Source organism: Pueribacillus sp. YX66 (genome assembly GCF_041725775.1).
Lineage (GTDB): Bacteria > Bacillota > Bacilli > Bacillales > UBA6769 > Pueribacillus.
Map to the genome: position 1 here is coordinate 4,689 of NZ_JBEUEL010000026.1, position 21,568 is coordinate 26,256.

Here is a 21,568-nt window from a genome sequence, read left to right on the forward strand (position 1 = left end):
TAGTTACGAATGAAAAAAATAATTTATGTTGTAATAAGTGTCGTTCTGTTATTTATCGGAGGTCATTACGTGTATAAAGCAATAAAAGTAAAAAATGTGTTTGATGAAATGTATTATGGAAGTACAGCCCATGTCAAAAGTGTAACAGCGACATCAATATCAAGATGAGTGATTAATAAGCATAAGAAGCTGTTTTTTTACTTTGATAATAGAACGGTTAAAAAACAAGTGATCTTTTTCGTGAGAAATTTGAGATTCAAATATCGAATGGAAGTGATGATGATTAAGACAGATTATATTCGCAGTGGCAAATTTATTACTTTTTTGTGGAAGCCGAAAATTTTTTATGCGCAGTTGCGAAACAGCCCTATTATTTTGTTTCCAATTTTGATAGCTTTATGTTTTATCGTTCTTGGAAAGTTATTAGTTTTCGTCTCAATTTATCCGTCGTTTTCATCTATCTCATTAGATGTATTCTCTTTTGGGCTTACGATTAATTTTGTCCTTGTAACTTTTCTCCTCCTTTTCACATCGTTTTACTTTTATGTAGTGTTGATTTTTGCGAAGAACAAACAGTCATTTAAACTGATTTTATCACTCGTTTTGCATGCATATTTAGCTTATCTATATGGATCATTATTTTTATATCTATTTAAAATCTTTTTTATGAATATGGTGGGTGACAGTGGAGGTTTGATAAGCATCATTAATCCCACTTGGTTACTTTATTTCATTTATTTAGGGATGGGATTAAAGTGGGGATTGAGTATTTCAAGCGGTCAGTTTCTCTTCGCTTTCATTTCTTATTTTGTCTTAATTGTAATTGTGATTGTTTTACTGATTTTACTAGTCGTTTGGCTCTTCATCATGTTAATTAGTGGTATAAGTGAATCAATCCCCCAATTATTCCAGCTATTTTTTGGACATTAAGTTATTTTCGGTCAACAGTCAAGTAATGATATGTGACGGACGTTTGAAGCAGGTTTAATCTTTGCTACGTTCATTAGTGTCGTTAAACTGATGATGCGAAAGCAGAAAAGTTTACAAAGAAAGCGGTAGAAGTTGTATCGTTATTAAATAATCAGAGCTATGAGGATGTCTATGCCGGTTTGATGTAGAGAAAGAGAAGGGTTGTTAATAGAGGGAATGGAAGAACTTACACCTGTCTTTGAGCATCAATAGTATTCAAAAATGTCCAATCCAGCATGCACAATATGCTTTTCAGTGGGTTGCTTTTGGTATATAGACGCACTTTTTAGAGATTGATATTATAAATGTAATGTGTTTTTCCCATCAAAGTCATGTTAAACATGACTCTATTGATAAGAAAGCTTCGACTTTACGTTCTTGGGTTGAAGCTTTTATAATGCTGAGCAAACTGGCAGAAAGGATGAGTTGGGCTGAGAATAAAGCATGTTTTTTTAATGCTATTAACTTTTACTTTACTATTGTGATGTTAGTCGTATTTATCTTTTTCGTTCGACCTGTTTTGATAGAAAAACGACTAGAATCTTCTGTGATTCATGATTTAGAAGCGGCCTATCAGTTTCCGTTAGATCAAATTGAAGTAATTTCAATCAAAGAAAAAGACGATCCGTATAAGTATAAACTACTTGGAATTGATAAAATTTTTACTGGAAAAGATTATACAGTTAAAATGAAAGTGAACGAAGACATTCCGATCATTGTCGAAGGTTCCATCAATACGAGGAAACGAGTGTTGCAAGGAAATAATTATATTCAAAACAAGCACGAAGCGCTCGTACAACAAGATCATACGTACCAACAGGAAATCGAAGACATCCGTAATATGCACGTTGAAATAATCGGTGTCGATGAAGAGCACTACTATAAAACATATCACAAAGGAATGCGTACGTTACTTTTTTACTTAGACGTTCAAGATCGTCATGTTGACGCAGATGAATTAATGCGCAGCTTACATAGGCTAGCTGAACTGATTTTAGAATATATTGAAACTGATATTGCATTAAATTTACAATTTTCGATTTTAGAGTATCAAGGAGATCAATTTGAGCGGGAAGAAATTCAAGTGAAAATATATGATGAACAACAAAAAAACGTACTAAAAGGGTTTGAACGGCAACTTCAACAAGTTCGCTCACTTCACGTAATTGATGAAAAACTCATCCAAGAACTTGAAACTTTCGGAACGGATATTTTTACGTCATTGCTTTATCCTTCAAAATCTAGTCGTCATAACACCGTATATGAACATCACTTCGGTTTAACGATGGACGAAGAATTTTCAGAGAAAACAATACCGAAAGTCATCGACATGTTAAAAGAAAAGGGATTAGGGGAATCATACATTTTTTTATACTATTCAAATGGCCGAACACATTCATGTAAAGTGGGAGAGATTCAAAAGGTAGAAGACTTTAATGATTGTTTATCACGTGATGAATCGTGGGTATATTAGTTTGTTACAGTTCAATGCAAAAAGCGCTTTTATTTGTGGCGGTCAATTCAAAATAATGTTCAATTAGCAAACGTTTGAACATTTCGATTTAAAAAATAGAAATAATGAAAGACGCCATAGAAAAGAGGAGGTAATGAAGTGTTTTTAACGTATTTGCGTTCAGATTGACAAAAAAAGATTCTCCCAAACTAGGGGGAATCTTTTCACTTTTTATACGGCTAGTCCATTCATATAAAAAATTGTCAAGTTCTCGTAATCAGCTATTAGCCCTAACTATTGACGTGCCTCCATACTATTTAAAGTGTTTTAAAAATTCGATTCCATACTTCCGATGGAACCATCCCATTAGCTTCTACTGTACCATCTCTTTTTAAGCGGATTTCCAGACGATCAGGAACGTTTGTTAACGTTTTTTGCAGTGATTTATAACGATCAGTTAAAAAATGAAAACGTTGGTTAGTAGAACCGACCCAAGGTCTATTTTTATCGGGTTGATCCTGTTCAAATGGACCATCAATTAACAAATCAGTAACGCGATATAGCGCTTTCCATTCAGGCTTATTTTGCTTTTCTATTTGTTCAATATAGTAGCCTGTAAAAGTCATTACACTTAATCCAATCGATTGAGCACGTTTGCCAATTTCCGCTAATGCAGTTGCTTGTTCAAATGGTTCGCCCCCAAGAAAGGTAATCCCTTCGGTTTGATGCTTTTGTTTGCAGAATACAATTTTGTTCCAAAGTTCATCAACTGTTATCCTTGTTCCGTTCTTGGGGTTCCAAGTCCAAGGAACTCCGCAACCTTTGCAATGGATGGGGCAGCCTTGAACCCAAATGCAGGAACGGCGACCAGGACCTTCTGCTGTTGTCAACGGTAAAAAACGGTGCAATTGAATAATCATTAGTAGTCGACGATCCTTCCAGAGTGAGGAGTTCTGCTTGGATTATGCTCGCGGTCAGCCTTGGTTGCGTTAAAAGTGATCCTATCTTTTATGTTAGCAACGATATGGGGTGGTAGATTCGTCTCTTGCATAAAGTGTATAAGCGAATGAAAAGAACCGAGTTTCTTTCGTATATTCACAATTTGTTTTGCGAATGATTCATCAAGATCTAGTTGATTACAAATCTCGGTTACAGAAGCATGATTCAAATTTACGCTTTTATTTTGTCTGTCAAACTCATCATTGTGAGAGAAAATAAGAAATTCCTTTGCATCTTCTAAAATATGTTGTTTGACGCCGATCGACTCAATGAGATGAGAAAAAGACCGGTAGTGTCCGATGTCCCTTCGGACTGCAACCATTTTATTTGCTAAAAAAGAATTAATGGACGGCAACTGTTCAAGCTCTTTTGCCGTGGCTTTATTAATGTTCACGATGGTTGGATTCTTTTTTTCCCGTTGATGAGTGCGAGGAGAGGTCACCGGTGAATGAATGTAGTGAACTGGATGTGCATAAGTTTTTTCGGATAACATATGCAAATATTCATCACGGGCCAAAAATCCATGAATTAGTGCAAAAATCCAACCGAATATTAATAGCCATATCGAAAGATCAGATACGATATGATCGTCCGGATAGAATTCAGTCAGAATAAAAGCTTGGCTAGTGATAATAGAATAAATCACTCCAGCAATAATCCACTTTTTCCGTTTCATTTTTAAACCTATGTATAAAAAGCTTATATACATCGTTAATCCAAACGGAACAAATAACCAGACGAGCCAAATGGAATTTTTGTATTTCCATGCTTTATCGAAAGGTTCTTTCGGTCTCATTTCATTAAATCTCCTTTAATCTTTTCATTCTCTTGAACGACTTCATTGTGCCTCTGCAGTTGCTGTGCTTGTATAAATTCTTCTGTATAAGAGGAATTGATTGTTTTAGCATCCAGCAAATGCTCGATCATTTCAACATAATTTAAACATTGTTCATCGTTCATTCCGATTGTTTTCACTTTTATTTCTCCCGATGAAGTAATTTCAAAACGAATTTTCTTATTCATTTTTGATTACTCCTTTACTTGAAAAGTTAATACGATAGTATCTTCTTCATTTATCTGTTCTGATTCCAATGTAAGCCCTTCTTCTTTAGCACGTTGCAATAATTTTTCGTACGTTTTTTGCTGTACGATTCTTGTATATTCGCTATAAATGTTTTTAATAAATTCTTCCGCATCTTCTGAACGGATCGATTTATCAAAAATAGCACGCAACGTATCATTTTCATATTTTTGAAATAAAATTTGTATGTTCCCTAGTGTTGACTCAAGATTTGCTTCTTTAAAAGATACTGTACATCCGTAGTTAGCTAATGCTTCTTTTAGTATATGTTCATCCTTCATGTGTGTATCTATTTCAAAATAAGCTCCTTCTTCTAATTTTCCATTTATGGCGTATGAAATGGTTGATGAGACTGCGATAGCAACAGGAATTAAGGTTAAAGATAAACTCAATGTAACTTGCCCTCCTTTAAAAGTCTAACATTCTGCCGCCGCGTTTTGAATGAACATCTTGAGCGTAAGGCTCACTTTCTTGTTCACCGTCGAGATCTACACCGTATTCTTTTCGATCATCTGCTAATGTGGCAGCGACTGCACGGACACTTGCCCATTTGCGCAATTCTTTGATTTCTTCTGCTTGTGTAATCGATAATGGAATTGTCTCGGCAATCGCTTTTTTGATGTCATTAACATACAATTCTCGTTCATGATTAAACGCTTCAAATAAAGCATTGATAACAACTTGCTCAATCTCGGCTCCGATAAAACCTTCCGTTTTTTTAGCAAGCATATCATATGTCTCATCATTCATCGGAAAGTTTCCTCTTGCTTTTTTGGAAGTTAGCCGTTTTTCAATGTGGATTTTGAAAATTGCTTTCCTCTCCGAATAAGTTGGCAAATCGACAAAAAAGATTTCGTTAAAACGACCTTTTCTTAAAAATTCAGGTGGCAGCCTTTGAATATCGTTCGCTGTTGCTACAAGAAACACAGGCTTTGTCTTATCTTGCATCCAATTTAAAAAAGTAGCAAAAATTCGTGAAGCAGTGCCGCTGTCTCCAGTAGAATTAGTGCCTGCAAGGCCTTTTTCAATTTCATCGATCCATAATATCGATGGAGCAAGAGCTTCAGCGGTTTCGATTGCTTTGCGCATATTCTCTTCACTGCTTCCGATGATGCCACTGAAAATTCTGCCTATATCTAATTTTAATAAAGGAAGCTTCCATAATGAGCTTACGGCTTTAGCAATTAAACTTTTTCCACAGCCAGGAACACCTGTAATTAGAAGTCCTTTCGGAGCGGGAAGTCCATATTCACTTGCAGAACTCAACCACGTTTTATCACGCTTTATTAACCATCGTTTAATATTTTCTAAGCCTCCGACATCATTTATGCTAGGTTCTTGGGGGATATATTCGAGAATTTCATTTTTCTTTATAATTTGTTGTTTTTCACTCAATACGTGATTAACCGTTTTGATGTCTAGGCGACCATCCATTACGAGTGATAGAGCAAATGCATTTTCAGCTTCTTGGATCGTAAGTCCGAGAGCGGCTTTTATGACACTTTCTTTTTCTTCTTCATTCAGATCAATTGTAATTCTTGGATTATCTTTATTTATTTCGATCATTTGTTCCAACACTTTTTGAATTTCATCATAAGTAGGGAGCCCATAGTCTACCATCATAATATCTTTCTGAAGCTCGAAAGGCAGATGCATTGTCGGTGAAATGAAAATAACATTCTTTGGGACTGGATCGTTCTCTATAACAGAAACGAGGTCTCTAATTTTACGGATGATAGTATAATCTCGGTTTCTTCCGCTTTCATTAAGGTAAATGTGAAAGTCTTTTAATAAGACGACAGCCGATTCGTCAATTTTTGCAATATAATCCAACGCGGTTAAAGGATCTTTAGTATTCTTGTTTATTTGCTTAAAATCATGAATAAACCCTTCTGTTACCGTCCACGTATAGATGCTTCTAGTCGTTTTAATTAGTTGTTCATCTGAACAAATTTTTTTGATGTCATGTATGACTCGCTCTTCTTCCCACGTTGTAATAGACAAAAAGGCAACTCTGGCTCGTAAATAGTGTGCAAGCTTTTGAGAAAATGGAATGTTAGTAGCCATCTTTGTCGAAATTCCCCCTTCGTTTGCTTTCTTTTCAGTATAGAAGAAAATAAAGGAAATTTCATCTGAATAAATAGAAAAAGACTGTCGAAAAATTTATGACAGTCACGTATAAAAAATGGAAAAGATGTATCGAATATTAGAGTTTGATTGTTGTCAGTTTTGTCAACTTAGGAATTACACAATAAGTAATGCCGGCGACTCGTGATTGTAATGATGAGTTAATTTCAGTTATTTTCTATATATGTTGCATAATAAATAATTATGAATGAAAATACAATTGTAAAAGCGAAGGTAAAAAATTTGTTTTTCTTCGCTTCCTTTTATAGTTTAGTTGTCTTGCTTTGCTTTCACGAGTGGTAGTTCAACGGTACGTGGATTGTTTTCAATGTGAGGTTTGAGATACGCTTCCCTCACTTCATGCCTCATCCAGCCCATCAGCCCAAGTACGATGACAAATGAAATGAGTGCGCCCATAAACGCACGATGTGAATCTTTGCTATCCGCCATATATAAGAATAGAAGTAAAATGAACGTAGCAATAAGCGAACTGATGAGTAAAATGGTTGATAACCAATCGCCTCCCATATAAAGAAGCTTGATCTCGCGTTCGAGAGAGAAGAGCACGAGCGCACCTGCAACAAATTGAATAAATGTAATCCAAATGGTTGCCTTAACACCGAGTCTCCGTATAAAATGATCAAGTTTGTCTTCTTGATAATCTGGTTTTTTCTTTTTTTGCCGCCGCATTTTCCATGTGTAAAAAAGAGCAGCATACAAGCCTCCGCCTGCAAAGCTAGCTAAAATAAAGTGAAAATACCTTTGCCAAATTTGCGGGTAGTAGAAAAGAGAATGAAAGAATCCGTTTGCTCGTATCCACTTTTCAGGATAAAGCATCGATACGACATTTACGATGAAAATAAGCGGTACGAACAATAAAATTAACGTTGCTGCAATTCCGATAGCAAGATGAAACATTTTCTTATTTTCAAGTTTGTCCCAAAGGAATTTGTAAGCATAGAGTAGCAAAAAAGCGGAAATCAATAAAATAATAATGCTTAGCCATGCTTTGCCAATAAGTATCGTTGATGAGTAAAAATATTGTGTGTATAGCACGCTGATTAATAGAAGTGGTCCAACTCCAAGCACAACAGCGATACTTTTATGAATCGATGCATGGTAGGAAAAGATTTGTGCGATGCGATCATAAAAGCTAGATTTCTTTCGCATCCCGATTCCTTCGAAAACGACTGCCCCCGATGCAAGAGCAATCGTAATATTGACGAAAATAATGTGTAGCAAAAAACTGGCAATGAGCAGTACTGCAAAGAAACTTAAATTTCCGGGTATCTGAAGCTGAATGTCAGAAGGGATCGGCATTGAATGTGAACCATTCATTTACTTTTCTCCTTTCGTTAACGATGTCTTGTTTTCCTCATTGACAACGGTATACAAATAATGGCTTAATGCTTCCAACTCTTCTTCCGTTCCGACAAACGGAGGCATGACAGGCCTAGCATTATGCATCCCTGGAATAAATTGCTGAATCGTATCTTCAGTCCAGCCGTCTAACCGTTTTACTAATGCGCGTTTGGAACGCCAGCCATTTATCGTATGGCATTCTAAACATTGACCGCGATAGACTTCTTCTCCGGCTTCATATTTGTTGTCTTCCGTAATTTCTCTATTTTTTGCAAAAGTAGAGTACGCCAGAACGCCGTTTTCATTGTATTTTTCAACATCTTTTTCAAGGATGCCATTTGCATACATATAGTCATAGATAATGAAGGGCTTTCGGACGGATTCACGCACAAATTCAAATTCCGCGATAAATCCGAACGAAGCGCCTAAAACGGCTAAAGATAAAACGAAGGGCAATGTTTTCGGTTTGACAGTCGCCCAAAAAATAAAGATTAAAATGATCGCAAAGCCAGTGATATTGATAATGTTAAACATTTGTTCACTCATTCCAGTTGAATAAACAACGAGTTCATAGGCTTCTTCTGGAATTGAGTATAAGTACCACATGCCAGTAACGAGTACTCCAGCAAATGCGATTGCCGACCAAAAAGAAAAAATTCGAAAAATTTCACTTCTCAACGTTTCGTCTTTCACGCGCCATCTGACAAAAAAGCCTATGATCGCGATCGCTAAAAGAAGCGCTAAAAATGTTCGAAATCCTAATGAAGGCAAGTACGTTGGATTAAGGAATGCATGCCAAAAGGAAAATGTTTCTGTCCAACGACCGGGAGTGAGTTTTGCAGCAAGAATTCCTGTAATAATCGCAGCCGTAATCCATGAAAAAATTGCCAACGCTATCCCCATGCGAATATGCGTAGGCTTTTTAGTTCGGTCTTTAAATGTGTCCCACGTATGGTAATACATAATTAAGAGGATAACTTCAGTAATAAATACAATCCATTCTGCTGTCCAAGCCCAAAAGAAAATCCTCAGAAGTGCACCGATTGAATCAGGTTGGATGACTGTCGTTGAAAACCAAATGCCAACTCCAGTCATCGCTCCAACTGTTGTCGTAATAATCAATACCCACTTCGCCATTTTTCGGGCGAAAGCATCAAGTTTTTCATTCCTTGTGTTATAACCGACGTATTCAGCAGTAACCATTAATGTCGAAGCTCCAATTGCAACACCGTGGCTAACGATAACATGAATGATGGCAATCAAAGCGATCACCGTTCCATTTCCAAACCACGGAAATTCAATACTAGGAAAATTCACTTTTGTGTCCCCCCAAAACGGTTTTATTTTTCCGAGTGAGTGTTCAAAAACTCGAAGTCTAAAAATGAAAAACAGAACGTTGAGTAATGATGATTTTTCTTGAACCTTCACTTACTGTAATGGTACGCAAACAATGTGAAAGAACGATGTAAGGAGTGTGAAATTGGTGTGTAAAAACGAGGGTGTCATAAGAACGTTAAATAGATTCCATCAAAAGTTCATAGAAATTTCTTATAAATTTTACGAATGATAAAACTGTTGTAAGTTTGCGATTGATTTGCTCTAGCTTAGGGTAATGTATTGATAAAGAGTAAATTAAAGAACGAGGGGAAATCAAATGCGGAAACTATACTTACATTCTTTGTTGCTATTAGGAATTGCCATGGTTGTCATTGGAGTCTGGTGCTTGTTCAACCCTACAACATCACTCAGGGTACTAACATTAACAATTGGAATTATTCTCATTTTGAATGGAATAAATAATGTGATTTCATATTTTCAGTGGAAAAAAATATGGCGACCTTCTCGTTGGATCTTAATTGATGGCATTTTTTCTTTTATTATCGGTGGATTAATTTTCATGTATACGAATACCGCTGAACGAGTTTTCATTATTATTTTTGCAGCATGGCTACTCGTTTCTTCGATTTTATACAGTCTCATCGCTTTTGCTGTGAGGGGTTTACACGGTTGGATCGTTTTGCTTATGTTAGGAATCATAACAGGACTACTTGCGATTGTTTCTTTTTTCACAAACGCGATTGCGGCTATTTCAGTCGCAATCATGCTAGGGTTATTTTTCATCGCACAAGGGCTCATCTGGATATCATTTTGGCGGTTGGTCAACAAAAGAGTTTGATGAATACTTTTTAGACAGTTCCTTCGTCTTTTCCATTTTAGATACTCTGTTGACACTCCCTCGTTATGAATAAGATACATGTTCTATGGAACGGATCTGACATGCTATGCTATACATAGATTGATTTTGAAGTGGTGATCGCATGAGCATTTTTATTTTTGAAGATGATGTCATTCAAGCTCAACATATGAAGCGACTCGTTGAAGAAATTTGTGAAAGGCACCAGTTGGTATACGATTTTATTGAAGTGACGAGCAAGAGTGAATGTATTATTGAAAAGCTTTCGCATACTACGTATGTCCCGATTTATTTTTTAGATATTGAGATTAAAGGTGAGGAACGTAAAGGTTTACAAGTCGCTCAGTCAATCCGTAAATATGATACGCAAGGGATCATCGTGTTCGTAACGACACACTCTGAGTTTGCCCCGATCTCCTATCAATATATGGTGTCGGCATTAACGTTTATTGATAAGGGGTTGCCTTACGAGGAACGGTATCGGATGTTTGAGCAATGTTTGCTTCATTATGAAGCGCGTAACCAGTCTGAAGTACCAGCTGATGATTTCATTGTAGAAAATATGAATGCGACTGTCCGTATCCCATTTCCATCGATCGAGTATATTACAACAGACGAACCGCATCGCTTAGCATTAGTATCGAAAGATCGAATTATTCATTTTTATGGCACGCTCAAAGAAATTGAAACATTGGACGAACGTTTATTGCGCTGTCACCAATCTTACCTCGTGAACAAAATGCAAATATTGGCTTATGACACATTAGAAAAAGCACTTATTTTAAAAAGTGGAAAACAAATACCAGTTTCACGTCGTTTAGCGAACAAAGTACGCCGAATCGTAAAGGATGAACGGTGATGTTTATTTATGATCTTGTCGCCATTATGTTTATTGGCATGAGCCACGTATTATTATACATTCAATTAATTCGTTATGATCGTTTGTCTTATATGATGGTTTTTGTATTAAGCATCGTTTTTACGATTTTGTTAGGCATCGTCGTCACCGTAACCGGTTATCCTGAGTTGAACATGATGATGCTCCTTTTTTTATTGAGTTTGGGCTTGTTGAAGGACAAGCTGACATTGACACAAAACGTTTATTTCGCTTTAGTGAGCATGGTCCTCATTACGTTAGTGAAGCTCGTATTGATGGAACTAGGTATAAAACTGTTTATGCTTTCGCCGTTGAATTTGTATATATGGACAGGAAGTGTCATCCATCTTCTTGTGTCCATGATCATTTTCATAAGCATTATTTTATGGCGTAAATCAATTCAGAGACTTGCTCAGTACATTGTTGACAGTCCCCTTTATTATATAAGTTATGTTTTGCTAATCGTTGGACTCATTGTAGGACTTATTTTAACGACGCCGTCTACTGCATTATTATCTTCTTTACACGAACAGTACGGGCAAGCAAGTTATATTGTAGCATTTATATTATTTTTTCTTTTGCTTCTTATTGTACTGATCGGTTCACATTTGACGAAGGAAAGATTAGTAGAAGAACATGAGGAACGTTTGGAAAAGGCACATCGAGATTATGTCGAAAAATTAGAACTGCTGCATGATGAATTGGCGAGCTTTCGTCACGATTATATGAATGTTTTACTTGCATTAGGTGAAGGCGTGCGTACGAAAAATATCGAGCAAATCGAACAAGTTTATGAAGATGTCATCGCTCCAACTTCAACATTGATCGATAATCATGAGCTAGATATCGTAAAGTTATCGCGGATCGCAATTCCCGAAGTGAAGAGCGTGTTAATCGTAAAATTATTTTCGGCCCAGCAACAACAAGTAAACGTAATGATCGATATACCCGAAACGATTGAAGACGTGGCGATGCCAATGATCGATTTTATTCGGGCAATGACAATCGTTGTTGATAATGCGTTGGAAGAAGCAATTCAAAGTGAAGAAAAAGTTGTCCAATTTGCTTTCTTTGAAATGGAAGAACGTCAATATTTTATCATTCGCAATAGTTGTATGCACGAAACGATGGATTTACAGAAAATTTACGAGAAGCGTTATTCGAGTAAAAAGGAAAACGAAGGATACGGGTTATTTTCATTAAAACGTTTGATTGATAAAACACCAAATGCCACGTTAGAGACGGAGTTTGTTGCGCCTTATTTTACGCAAACACTCATATTAAAAAAGTGATAACCAATTATGCCGAAAAATGTACCGAGTATGAATAACAAGCAGACTTTATGCCGTCGATTTTATATACTTCCGTTAGGGAGTGAACGTGAATGGCTAGTATAATCTTTGCTGTGTTTATTAGTATAGGCCTACCACTAACAGCGCTATTCTACTCACTGTATACGAGACGATTGACCGCATTTTTATTAGGTGTACTAGCATTTGTCAGTTCACAAATTTTTTTGCGCATCCCGCTTTTAGAATATGTAAGCCGACATAGTACTAGCTTTATAATGTTAAAAGCAACTGAGCCACTGTTATTTGCAATTGTGCTCGGTTTATCAGCAGCCATTTTTGAAGAGCTCGCTCGTTATTTCGCAATGCGTTTTTTGATGAAGCGGCGAGATTGGCAAGCAGGCTTTTTGTTTGGAGCGGGACATGGTGGCATTGAAGCAGTGTTATTTGTTGGGATTCCTGCGATTGGTCTGTGCTTTAGTCAAATGGAACTTATCGATAGCGAAATGTATTTTATCGGTGGAATTGAACGTTTTTTTGCCATGATGTTGCACATCGGGCTGTCCATCATTGTTTTGCAAGGTGTTGTTCGAAAGCAGTTTCGTTACATTTTGTATGCCATCGTCATTCACGCACTAGTTGATGCATTAGTTGGTATTTTGCCATTATACGTTCCAAACACTTACGTGCTTTTCGTTTTGGAAGTTATAGTCGCAGTTTTTGCACTCGCAGTTTTCTACTATAGCTTATCGATAAAAAAGAAAGGAGAATGACATTGAAAAGAATGATTTTGATGATGTTAAGTGTCATCGCACTGATTATACTCGTTGCATGCGGAGGGAACAAAGTGGATGATGCAACAGCGGATAAATTTACAGAGAAAGCGGAAGAGGTCGTTACGTTATTAAATGATGGAAATTATGAAGATGTTTATGCCATGTTTAATGAAGAGATGGAGGCAGGCTTACCAGTAGAAGACATGGAAGAACTCACTCCTGTCATCGAACAGTCCGGTGATTTTAAACAAATTGATAAAGCTTCGGTTGAAGAAAAAGATGGCTACTACATCGTTGTTCTCGTCGCGAACTATAGTGAAGAAGACCGTGTGTTCACCATTTCGTTTACAGAGAATGAAGAAATTGGTGGGTTGTTTATACAGTAACAATAGACATTATCCTTTCTCGAATGCTCGGGAAAGGATTTTTAAATTTTATGAAATTAGATCGTGATCGAGTTGATCGAGAAGGGAAGGTTCAAATGATGACTCTGAAAGAGCTTAGATTTGTAGGTGTCCCATTGGGAAAAATCTTTACAACTGATTTCATAGCACATTTTCACGTTCGTGTCTTTTTTTGTGAAGTATTTTTTGGATATGCGTTAGCGGCTAGTCTTTATATTTGTCAAATTTTTTATAAGAAAATTTGGCAATTTGTCGAACGTTTCACGAAGGATGTTTATTTCATTTTTAGACGGTAATAAAACTAATGAAAGATTAAAAACGAAGGAGGAAAAAAAGATGAACTCGATTCAACGTTGGAATTCCAATGATCGACCATTGAAAAAATTGAGAGAGGAATTGGATGGAGTGTTTCAGCGTTTTTTTGACGAGCCTTTTTTTTCAAGTGTTTCGTTATGGGACAAGCAATCGACCTTTATGCCTGCTTGTAACATTAAAGAGAAAAAGAATCGCTACATCGTCGAAGTTGAAATCCCTGGAGTTGATCCTGATGATGTCGAAATTGAAATTAATGGGAACGTCATGACCATTCAAGGTGAAAAGAAAGAAGAGGTGACGACAGAAGATCAAGATGAACAAATGCAAGTGATTGAACATCGTTATGGATCGTTTTATCGTTCGTTCACTTTACCTGATAACATTCAAACGGATAATATTAGTGCAGATAACAAAAATGGCATCCTCTACATTACACTTCCGAAAGAAAAAGAAAGCAAAATCCGTCGGATTAAAATTGGAAAGCGTTAATAATGAAAATTTAAACATCCTTAGGAACGTGTGTATATTACCTAAGGATGTTTTTTCTTCATAGCTTATGAATGCGTAGAAAAAGTGAGGTTTCAATGAAAAAAGTTTATATTCATTCTTTATTACTATTAGGAATCGGAATGATTATCCTTGGAGTTTGGAGTCTCAAGTCGTTTCTCTCCACCTCTCGACATAGTTTGCTTTTATAGCTTTTTAGTAACCTTTTTTCCTTATTTTAAGCCAATTGAGTTTTTAAACTGCTCTAATGTTGTATCATAACTTACTCTGACTCTTTTTAGTTCATAAGGGGAATCCTTAGTATTCGCGATGCCTGGTCTTGTTGTTACTGCATAATCATAGTATTTTTTTGTTTCTTCAATAACGGTATCATTGTAAGCTCCGTATGGGTAGGCTAATGTCGTAACTTTTTTTCCAGTGATATTTTCCAACATTTTTTTGCTTTCATTTAATTGATAAGTTAAGTTAATGCGATGCGCAATTTCATTATCATTAAAATGCGGGTGAGTCATCGTATGAGATTGAATAGAAATTATTCCTGACTCATTTATTTCTGAAATTTGCTCTTGAGATAAAAAGCCCTCCGAATTAATTCTTGAACCTATGATGAAGAATGTTGCTTTTGATTGGAAGTTATCATCATTAAGCTCTTTTAAAATCTCGTATGCAATCATATTATTTTCTCGTCCGTCGTCAAATGTAATAATAATAGGGTTTTTAATCTTTTCGATGTTTGGAATCTCATCAAAATGAATAGGTGTATACCCTTTAGATTTTAATAACTCCATTTGCTCTTTAAAGTTCTCTTCTTTTACGAACAAACCATATTGTGACGGCGAAGGGTTATCACCAACTTGATGATACATCAAGATCGGTAGATGAAATCCTAGTTCTTCTTTGGGTTGCTTTTTAGCAGGCAGATCTCCTACATCATTAACATGAATATAACCGGTTCTAGCCTTTCCTTTTACGTACACTGTCGCTTCATACCAATAATCATTATACGGTCTAAATTGTAATAGATGACCTAGGTTATAACTTTTTAGCCTAGTAGAGCTTCTAGACGTTTGACTGTATACATGTGTTGGATTTGCTAAAGCATGAGCTTTAAGTTTAGGCGCGTGTGGACTCACGTCACTAGAATGAATAAATCCAGAGTGTGCTTTTCCATTTACATACACTGTTGCACGGAACCAATTATTATTATGTGATCGAAAGTGAAGTAAATGTCCTTTTTTGTAACGCTTTAATATTTTGGAATTACGAGAAGTGTCACTATATACTGCAGTTGAATTAGCTAAGGCATAGCCTTTTAAACTACTTTTTAAATCAGGGTTTATATCATGTTTAAAAATGTAGCCCGTTTGCGGCTTTCCTTTCACATATACCGTCGCTTCATACCAATTGTTGGAAAACGTACGAAACTTAAGAATATGACCATATTTATAGCTTTTTAGGGCTTTCGAGTCTTTCGATGCTAGTGAATAGACTCGCGTAGGTTGCTTTATACCGACTCCATTTAAAGCTTGTTGCTTCTCTATAGTCGGCTCAACGTCTGTAATTGGAATATATCCTGTTTGTGCTTTTCCATTTATATACACCGTTGCTTCAAACCAGCTTTTTGAAAACGTTCGATATCGCAAAATTTGACCATGCTTATAGCTTTTAAGGATCTTTGAATCTTTAGAAGCAAGTGAATAGACTCGAGTAGGTTTTTTGATGCCTACCCCCTTCAAGTTTTGTTTTTCGGTAATTTGTTCAACGTCTTTTGCTGCAATATATCCAGTATGCTTAGTGCCTTTTACATATACTGTTGCTTCAAACCAATTTTTTGAAAACGTACGGTACCGTAAAACTTGACCAGCCCTATAGGTTTTAAGAACTTTTGAATCAGCGGATGCTCGCGAATATACTTTTGTTGGTTTTCTTATTCCTATACCTTCAGTCATGCGTTGTTCTGTTGCAACCGTTTCAACATCTTTAGCTGCAATATATCCAGTATGCCTTGCTCCGTTTACATATACGGTTGCAATATACCAGTTTTTATTATAACCCCGGTATTCTAAGACGCTTCCTTTGTTATAACTTTTCAAGACTTTTGATTGTTCATCTGTCGAACTGAATACATTCGTTTTATTTAGTGCAATGCCTCTTACATTTGGTGCTCCGCTATGTTCCCCGACATCACTTTTATGTATATAGCCTCTATACGCTATGCCATTTATATAAACAGTTGCTACATACCAGTCAGAAGAATAGGGATAAAATACAAGAGAATGGTTATAGTTGTATTTTTTTAGAACAATTGCTTCTCTTGAAGGATTAGCGTAAACAGAAATAGGCTGTTTCAGGGCATACCCTTGTAGTCGTTCCCCTGATAATTCCTCAGTGTTAATAAATTTTTCTAAATCAGCACGACTTAATTCTTCAGCACTAGCATAATTAGATTGTAAAAAAAATGACAAAGACAGGACGATAATCATCGAAACTACTAAGCGTTTAGAACGAAACATTATGTCTTTACCCCCATAAAAACACTAATATAATATATATGACTCACATCAATGTTACTAGATATTATAGCAGTTAATTTTATGAACCGTTAGCAAAATATTAAAATTATGGGAATAAATAATGAAAACTTTTATTTATCATGATGTTAGACAGTCTTAATTAACTACATTGAAAGTATTATCTAAAGACTTTAGAGCTAGTTAAAAATGCTGTAATTTCCAATTCACTAGTTAATTCAACTATTAGAAAAAAGAAAAGCCTCTAAAAGAGAAATGAGCAGATAAAAAGAGGGGTTAAGTATCGAAAAGTTTTAATTGAGAAGACAAAAATTAGACCTTAAAAACAAGGTCTAAAGTTTTTTATATCTGTTCTATTTGTAAACATATTTAAGTTTGATGCGTGTAACTGTTTTAAATCGTTTAAGTTGTTTAACACTGTGTATTTTGGTGAATAGGAAAAAAATCGTGTGATAGGATTTATTAACAATTCCTGCAGCATATTGTTTCATTTTCTTCTTATTCTGAATTGGTTGGTAATTTGATGTATCATCAAACCAAAGTAATTGAACTAAAAGGCAAATATGGATGCTCCATTTCAATAGATTCGCTTTGTGAACCGACATTCTTTTGATTGACCGAACTAGCCCTTCTCCATTCGTGATTTAGTCAACTTTTACGTCATGAATTGCTATTAAAACACCATCATTTGTCATTTGGATAGTTATTTCTTAAAGCATATGCTCGCTTGTAGTTAGTGTGTAATGAATAGCACCACAGTGGGGAAAAATTCAACTAATCGTTACTAAAAAGTTGATGTTAAAGCATAGATACATACTTATTGTTCTAGCAATTTTTTTTGTCGGTTTAGTGCGTCTAAACGGTATTGTTCTTTTTCTTTCTTTTTCATTTTTTTAAATGTATTTAAAAACTTCTCGTATTTTGGAATAATTTCTTCAACGGTTCCGAAATCTTTCACCATTCCATATTCGAGCCATAAAATTTTATCACAAAACTGTTTCATTTGTCCGATAGAATGGCTAACGAAGATCATCGTTTTTCCTTTTTCTTTAAACTCTTTCATTTTTGCAAGGCTTTTTTCGGCAAATGCTTTATCACCTACAGAGAGTGCTTCATCTATAATTAAAATGTCAGGGTCAATATTTACCGAAATGGCAAAACCAAGTCGGGATCTCATTCCACTAGAATACGACTTTACTGGCTGGTCGATAAAATGTTCGAGCTCTGAAAATTCGATAATATCAGGTTCTAGTGCCTTGATTTCTTCTTTGCTGAAACCGAGCATCAAAAGTTTTAACTCAATATTATCTCGTCCTGTTAAATCGCCCTTTAGACCAGCGGCAACAGCGATTAAAGCTACCTCTCCATTTACTTTAACTGTACCAGAAGTCTCAGGAACAATGCCCGCTATAATGTTAGCCAGTGTTGATTTTCCAGAACCGTTAATTCCAACAAAGCCGACGACGTCACCGCGTTCAGCTTCAAAGTTGACTCTCGTTAAGGCATAGAAATCATCACCATACTCTCTAGGTAAAAGCAAATCAAAAAGACGTTCTTTCGTGTTTTTATAAAGCTTGTACTTTTTAGTTATATTTTTAGCGATTATCGCTTTATTCATAAGTATCACCGATTATAAGTAATCAATAAAATGTTTTCTAAATTTCATATGCAACGCTGATCCGATTAGAAATAAAACGATGGTAATTGCCCAGAAATAAAGAGTATATTTCCAATGAGCGATAAAATACCATTCTAAGCCAAAGAAAGCAGAACGATATCCTTCAATTAAATAATATAGAGGATTTAATTTTAATATAAATTGTACTTTTTCACTTAACACTGTCATTTGCCAAAGAATGGGTGATAGATAAAGCAACATGCGTAATGTTGAATTTAAAAACATGTGCACATCTCGAATGATCGTTGACAGAGTAGACGTAATAAGTGAAATGGCAAAGATTAAACAAAACGATGCAATAATAAAATAAAGTACTTGAATAAAGTAAATAGTTACGAAATAGCCCCCTGATTGAAAGATTAAGAAAGCTATGACTAGTAGTACTAAATGGATGTAAAATTGGGAAAAAATCACGATGTTCGGAATCACACTCATCGGGAAATTCATCTTAGACAACAACCGTAGTCTTGTGTAAATGGATTTTGAACCTTGTATTGTCGATTGATAAAAGAAAGTCCAAAGAATAAATCCACAAAGCAGCCAATAAATGAAAGGAACGTCCATGCCTGGAGCGATCTCAATATCAGCACGTTGCCGAATGCTTCCGAATACAAACCAATAAATTAAAATTTGGATGACCGGATTAATGACTTCCCATGCCATCCCTAAATAATTGTTTTTATTTTTACTTTTCAATTCATATAACGATAGACGTCGGATTAAATAAAAATGGTCGATTTGTTCTTTAATGACCGTTATCGCTGATTTCATAGATCTATTTAAATTCCTTTCAATTCCGTTGATAGGAGGTTTCTCTCTATATTATACGTCATTAAATTATACAAGTAGACTATTGAAAAGACAAATAAAAAAAGGCTAATTTGTATCCGTATTAGCCTATTTTATATATTTTCTTTAAATATGCTATCTATCACTCGTTTGCATGCAGAACCATCTTCAAGAGAACAAAATTTCTCATAAAATGCTTCCATTTCATAAGTTTTAGCATAGTCATCTAAGTTTACTTTTTTGATTTTGCTTATTAACTCTTCCGTTGTTTTCACTAATGGCCCAGGTGCGTTTTTTTCAAAATCAAAATAAAAACCACGAAGTTTGTCGCGATAATCATTAAGATCATATACAAAGAAAATCATCGGGCGCTTCAAATTGGCATAATCAAAGAAAACAGAAGAGTAGTCGGTGATGAGCAAATCTGATACTAAATATAACTCTCGAATATCGCTGTAATGTGAATGATCAAATACAAAGTCTTTATAACCCGACAAATCAAGTTCGTCAGCAATTAAATAATGCAATCTTAATAGGATGATATAGTCGTCACTAAGTTCACTTTTTAACTGGTTAAGATCGAGTTGAATGTCAAATTTATATTTTCCTTTTGCATAATAATGATTGTCTCGCCAAGTTGGAGCGTATAGAATAATTTTTTTATTCAATGGAAGAGATAATTTTCGTTTGATGTCATCGATAATTTCTTCACGGTTGTTTTTTATTAAAAAATCATTTCTTGGATACCCTGACTCAATGATTTGCTTTTCATATCCGAATGCACGTCGGAAGATTTCGGTTGAATATGGATTAGGGGAAATTAAGTAATCCCATTTTTTTGCCTCTTTTAAGAAGTTTTCAATGTATTTTTCTGCGTTCGTAGCTGGCATATGCACTTCTTCCATATCAGCCGCTAATTTTTTAAGTGGTGTACCATGCCACGTTTGAACATAAGCTGTTCGCTTCGGCTTTGGTAGCCATAATGGCAAACGACTATTTGTAATCCAATATTTCGCTCTTGGCATGAGAAAGAGCCATTTTAAAGTAAACCGCTGAACAGTATTTACGTCTAAATCAGTAAATTTATGAGAATGTTTTCGATTAACACTCCAATACATTTTATAGTTCATATCGTTTTCTTTGATGTATTCGTATAGCGCTCTTGGACTGCAACTGAATTGTTTGCCATGAAAGCTTTCGAACATAATCATGTTCTTTTTTGGAAGAAATCCAATCAAAGAAAATACTCGTTGATAAACATGTAAAACCCATTTGCTTCTTCTTATTTTCACCAATTTTCTTTTCGTTTCTTTGATTAGCCCGCTTTTAAAGTCGTATGTTGAAACTGTTAAGCTTAAATATTTTGCTTTTTTTGTAGGTTGAGCATTAATTTTGATCTTTCCAATGGTTGTATAAGAGAACTGCTTTTTTAACTTTAATTCTCGATTTTGTTGATTCCAACGCAGTCGCTCGCTTCTTAATGTTTCGGTTTGACCGTTCTTTTCAATATCCAGTTCTAGAAAAAACTTAAAAGCTGTTTTTTCGTTTTTGGAGCATCGCTTGTGAAGATTGATGTTACAGCTAAATTCAATAATAGAAGGAGCTGTTGCTCTTCGACGTATATTCATCAATGGAATTTGAACGTCTTCATTATTTTGATTGTTCGTGACGACGAGCTGCGCTTTAATTAATTTATTGTTAGATGATTCGGTGAGTGGAGGGAAGTGAAAATAACCTTCTAAACAAATATTTTGTTTTGTTATTGTTACGTTCGTAATCGCAGCGAGCACATTTGGATAGCTTAAAACAAATGATAAATTTGAATGTCTTGTTCGAAATGGATAAAACATTCTCGTATTATTATGCTTTAAAATTGTGAATAGGTTAAGTTCATTATCTGTTGTTTTGATTCGAAATTTCAACTCTTCGCCCTGAAGATTAGTATAAAAGTATAAGTCCCAAATTTGCTTTTCCGCTTTTAAAAGCAGGGAAGGGGGCGGGATAACGGTCACTTTAAAGATGACATATTTGTTAGTAAGCATATGAGTGTTTGATTCAAGACTGATCTGTTTCCTGCCATTACGCTGCTTTAAAAAAAAGCTGTATTCATTGCTGCCCGAAACCGTTTTTCTGCGTATTGGGATAAGTATTTGAAATGATGTTTTATTTTTCGTTATTGATATAGCACTCATATCATTTAAATTTGCTTGAGTCATA

General features: G+C 35.4%; 20 protein-coding genes. 9 read left to right on the forward strand and 11 right to left on the reverse strand.

The window, feature by feature from the left end; translation table 11 throughout:
• Positions 1 to 9: 9 nt before the first annotated feature.
• The 3 genes from ABU914_RS11400 (at position 10) to ABU914_RS11410 (ending at position 2,443) form a co-directional block, all read left to right on the forward strand.
• The gene (locus ABU914_RS11400; RefSeq protein ID WP_379669857.1) at positions 10 to 168 is read left to right on the forward strand and encodes a TipC family immunity protein; all 159 of its coding nucleotides are present in this window, start codon (positions 10 to 12) and stop codon (positions 166 to 168) included.
• Between the two features lie 108 nt (positions 169 to 276).
• Complete coding sequence (locus ABU914_RS11405; RefSeq protein ID WP_379669858.1) at positions 277 to 930, forward strand: hypothetical protein; 654 nt, start codon at positions 277 to 279, stop codon at positions 928 to 930.
• Between the two features lie 436 nt (positions 931 to 1,366).
• Entirely contained in the window at positions 1,367 to 2,443 is a 1,077-nt protein-coding gene (locus ABU914_RS11410) for a hypothetical protein (protein ID WP_379669859.1), read from the forward strand.
• Positions 2,444 to 2,739: 296 nt separating this feature from the next.
• Here the strand turns inward: ABU914_RS11410 and ABU914_RS11415 are convergent, their stop codons facing one another.
• The 7 genes from ABU914_RS11415 to ABU914_RS11445 all read right to left on the reverse strand — a co-directional run bounded on the left by ABU914_RS11415 (position 2,740) and on the right by ABU914_RS11445 (position 9,308).
• Positions 2,740 to 3,342, reverse strand: coding sequence for a 4Fe-4S single cluster domain-containing protein (locus ABU914_RS11415; RefSeq protein WP_379669860.1), 603 nt, complete (start codon positions 3,340 to 3,342; stop codon positions 2,740 to 2,742).
• A complete protein-coding gene (locus ABU914_RS11420; protein WP_379669861.1) occupies positions 3,342 to 4,217 on the reverse strand; it encodes a ComEA family DNA-binding protein in 876 nt (291 codons plus the stop codon). The genes ABU914_RS11415 and ABU914_RS11420 overlap by 1 nt, the downstream gene beginning before the upstream one ends.
• Positions 4,214 to 4,444, reverse strand: coding sequence for a DUF2997 domain-containing protein (locus tag ABU914_RS11425; RefSeq protein ID WP_379669862.1), 231 nt, complete (start codon positions 4,442 to 4,444; stop codon positions 4,214 to 4,216). The genes ABU914_RS11420 and ABU914_RS11425 overlap by 4 nt, the downstream gene beginning before the upstream one ends.
• Positions 4,445 to 4,450: 6 nt before the next feature.
• Positions 4,451 to 4,894, reverse strand: coding sequence for a hypothetical protein (locus tag ABU914_RS11430; protein WP_379669863.1), 444 nt, complete (start codon positions 4,892 to 4,894; stop codon positions 4,451 to 4,453).
• Between the two features lie 16 nt (positions 4,895 to 4,910).
• Positions 4,911 to 6,569 (reverse strand): AAA family ATPase, encoded by a 1,659-nt coding sequence (locus tag ABU914_RS11435; RefSeq protein WP_379669864.1) that lies wholly within the window; start codon positions 6,567 to 6,569, stop codon positions 4,911 to 4,913.
• Positions 6,570 to 6,899: 330 nt separating this feature from the next.
• Positions 6,900 to 7,967: a cytochrome ubiquinol oxidase subunit I gene (locus ABU914_RS11440; RefSeq protein ID WP_379669865.1), complete on the reverse strand. Its 1,068-nt coding sequence runs from the start codon at positions 7,965 to 7,967 to the stop codon at positions 6,900 to 6,902.
• Positions 7,968 to 9,308, reverse strand: coding sequence for a c-type cytochrome (locus ABU914_RS11445; protein WP_379669866.1), 1,341 nt, complete (start codon positions 9,306 to 9,308; stop codon positions 7,968 to 7,970). It abuts the gene before it with no gap.
• Positions 9,309 to 9,645: 337 nt separating this feature from the next.
• On the opposite strand from ABU914_RS11445, the gene ABU914_RS11450 reads away from it, so the two are divergent.
• From ABU914_RS11450 to ABU914_RS11475, 6 genes are all read left to right on the forward strand, one after another.
• Entirely contained in the window at positions 9,646 to 10,167 is a 522-nt protein-coding gene (locus tag ABU914_RS11450; protein ID WP_379669867.1) for an HdeD family acid-resistance protein, read from the forward strand.
• 142 nt (positions 10,168 to 10,309) lie between these two features.
• Positions 10,310 to 11,044 carry a LytR/AlgR family response regulator transcription factor gene (locus tag ABU914_RS11455; RefSeq protein ID WP_379669868.1) on the forward strand — a complete coding sequence of 245 codons (735 nt, stop codon included), beginning with the start codon at positions 10,310 to 10,312 and terminating at the stop codon, positions 11,042 to 11,044.
• Entirely contained in the window at positions 11,044 to 12,354 is a 1,311-nt protein-coding gene (locus ABU914_RS11460) for a GHKL domain-containing protein (RefSeq protein ID WP_379669869.1), read from the forward strand. The genes ABU914_RS11455 and ABU914_RS11460 overlap by 1 nt, the downstream gene beginning before the upstream one ends.
• A 92-nt stretch (positions 12,355 to 12,446) precedes the next feature.
• Positions 12,447 to 13,124 (forward strand): YhfC family glutamic-type intramembrane protease, encoded by a 678-nt coding sequence (locus tag ABU914_RS11465; RefSeq protein WP_379669870.1) that lies wholly within the window; start codon positions 12,447 to 12,449, stop codon positions 13,122 to 13,124.
• A gap of 2 nt (positions 13,125 to 13,126) precedes the next feature.
• Complete coding sequence (locus ABU914_RS11470) at positions 13,127 to 13,513, forward strand: DUF3887 domain-containing protein (protein ID WP_379669871.1); 387 nt, start codon at positions 13,127 to 13,129, stop codon at positions 13,511 to 13,513.
• Positions 13,514 to 13,867: 354 nt separating this feature from the next.
• Complete coding sequence (locus ABU914_RS11475) at positions 13,868 to 14,335, forward strand: Hsp20/alpha crystallin family protein (protein ID WP_379669872.1); 468 nt, start codon at positions 13,868 to 13,870, stop codon at positions 14,333 to 14,335.
• A 230-nt stretch (positions 14,336 to 14,565) separates the two neighbouring features.
• Here ABU914_RS11475 and ABU914_RS11480 read toward each other — a convergent pair whose 3' ends face one another.
• From ABU914_RS11480 to ABU914_RS11495, 4 genes are all read right to left on the reverse strand, one after another.
• Complete coding sequence (locus tag ABU914_RS11480; RefSeq protein ID WP_379669873.1) at positions 14,566 to 16,866, reverse strand: polysaccharide deacetylase family protein; 2,301 nt, start codon at positions 16,864 to 16,866, stop codon at positions 14,566 to 14,568.
• An 835-nt stretch (positions 16,867 to 17,701) separates the two neighbouring features.
• On the reverse strand, positions 17,702 to 18,502 hold the full coding sequence (tagH, locus tag ABU914_RS11485; protein WP_379669874.1) for a teichoic acids export ABC transporter ATP-binding subunit TagH: 801 nt from the start codon (positions 18,500 to 18,502) through the stop codon (positions 17,702 to 17,704).
• Positions 18,503 to 18,514: 12 nt separating this feature from the next.
• Positions 18,515 to 19,333, reverse strand: coding sequence for an ABC transporter permease (locus ABU914_RS11490; RefSeq protein ID WP_379669875.1), 819 nt, complete (start codon positions 19,331 to 19,333; stop codon positions 18,515 to 18,517).
• 131 nt (positions 19,334 to 19,464) lie between these two features.
• Positions 19,465 to 21,567 (reverse strand): CDP-glycerol glycerophosphotransferase family protein, encoded by a 2,103-nt coding sequence (locus ABU914_RS11495; RefSeq protein WP_379669876.1) that lies wholly within the window; start codon positions 21,565 to 21,567, stop codon positions 19,465 to 19,467.
• Between the last annotated feature and the right edge of the window lies 1 nt (position 21,568).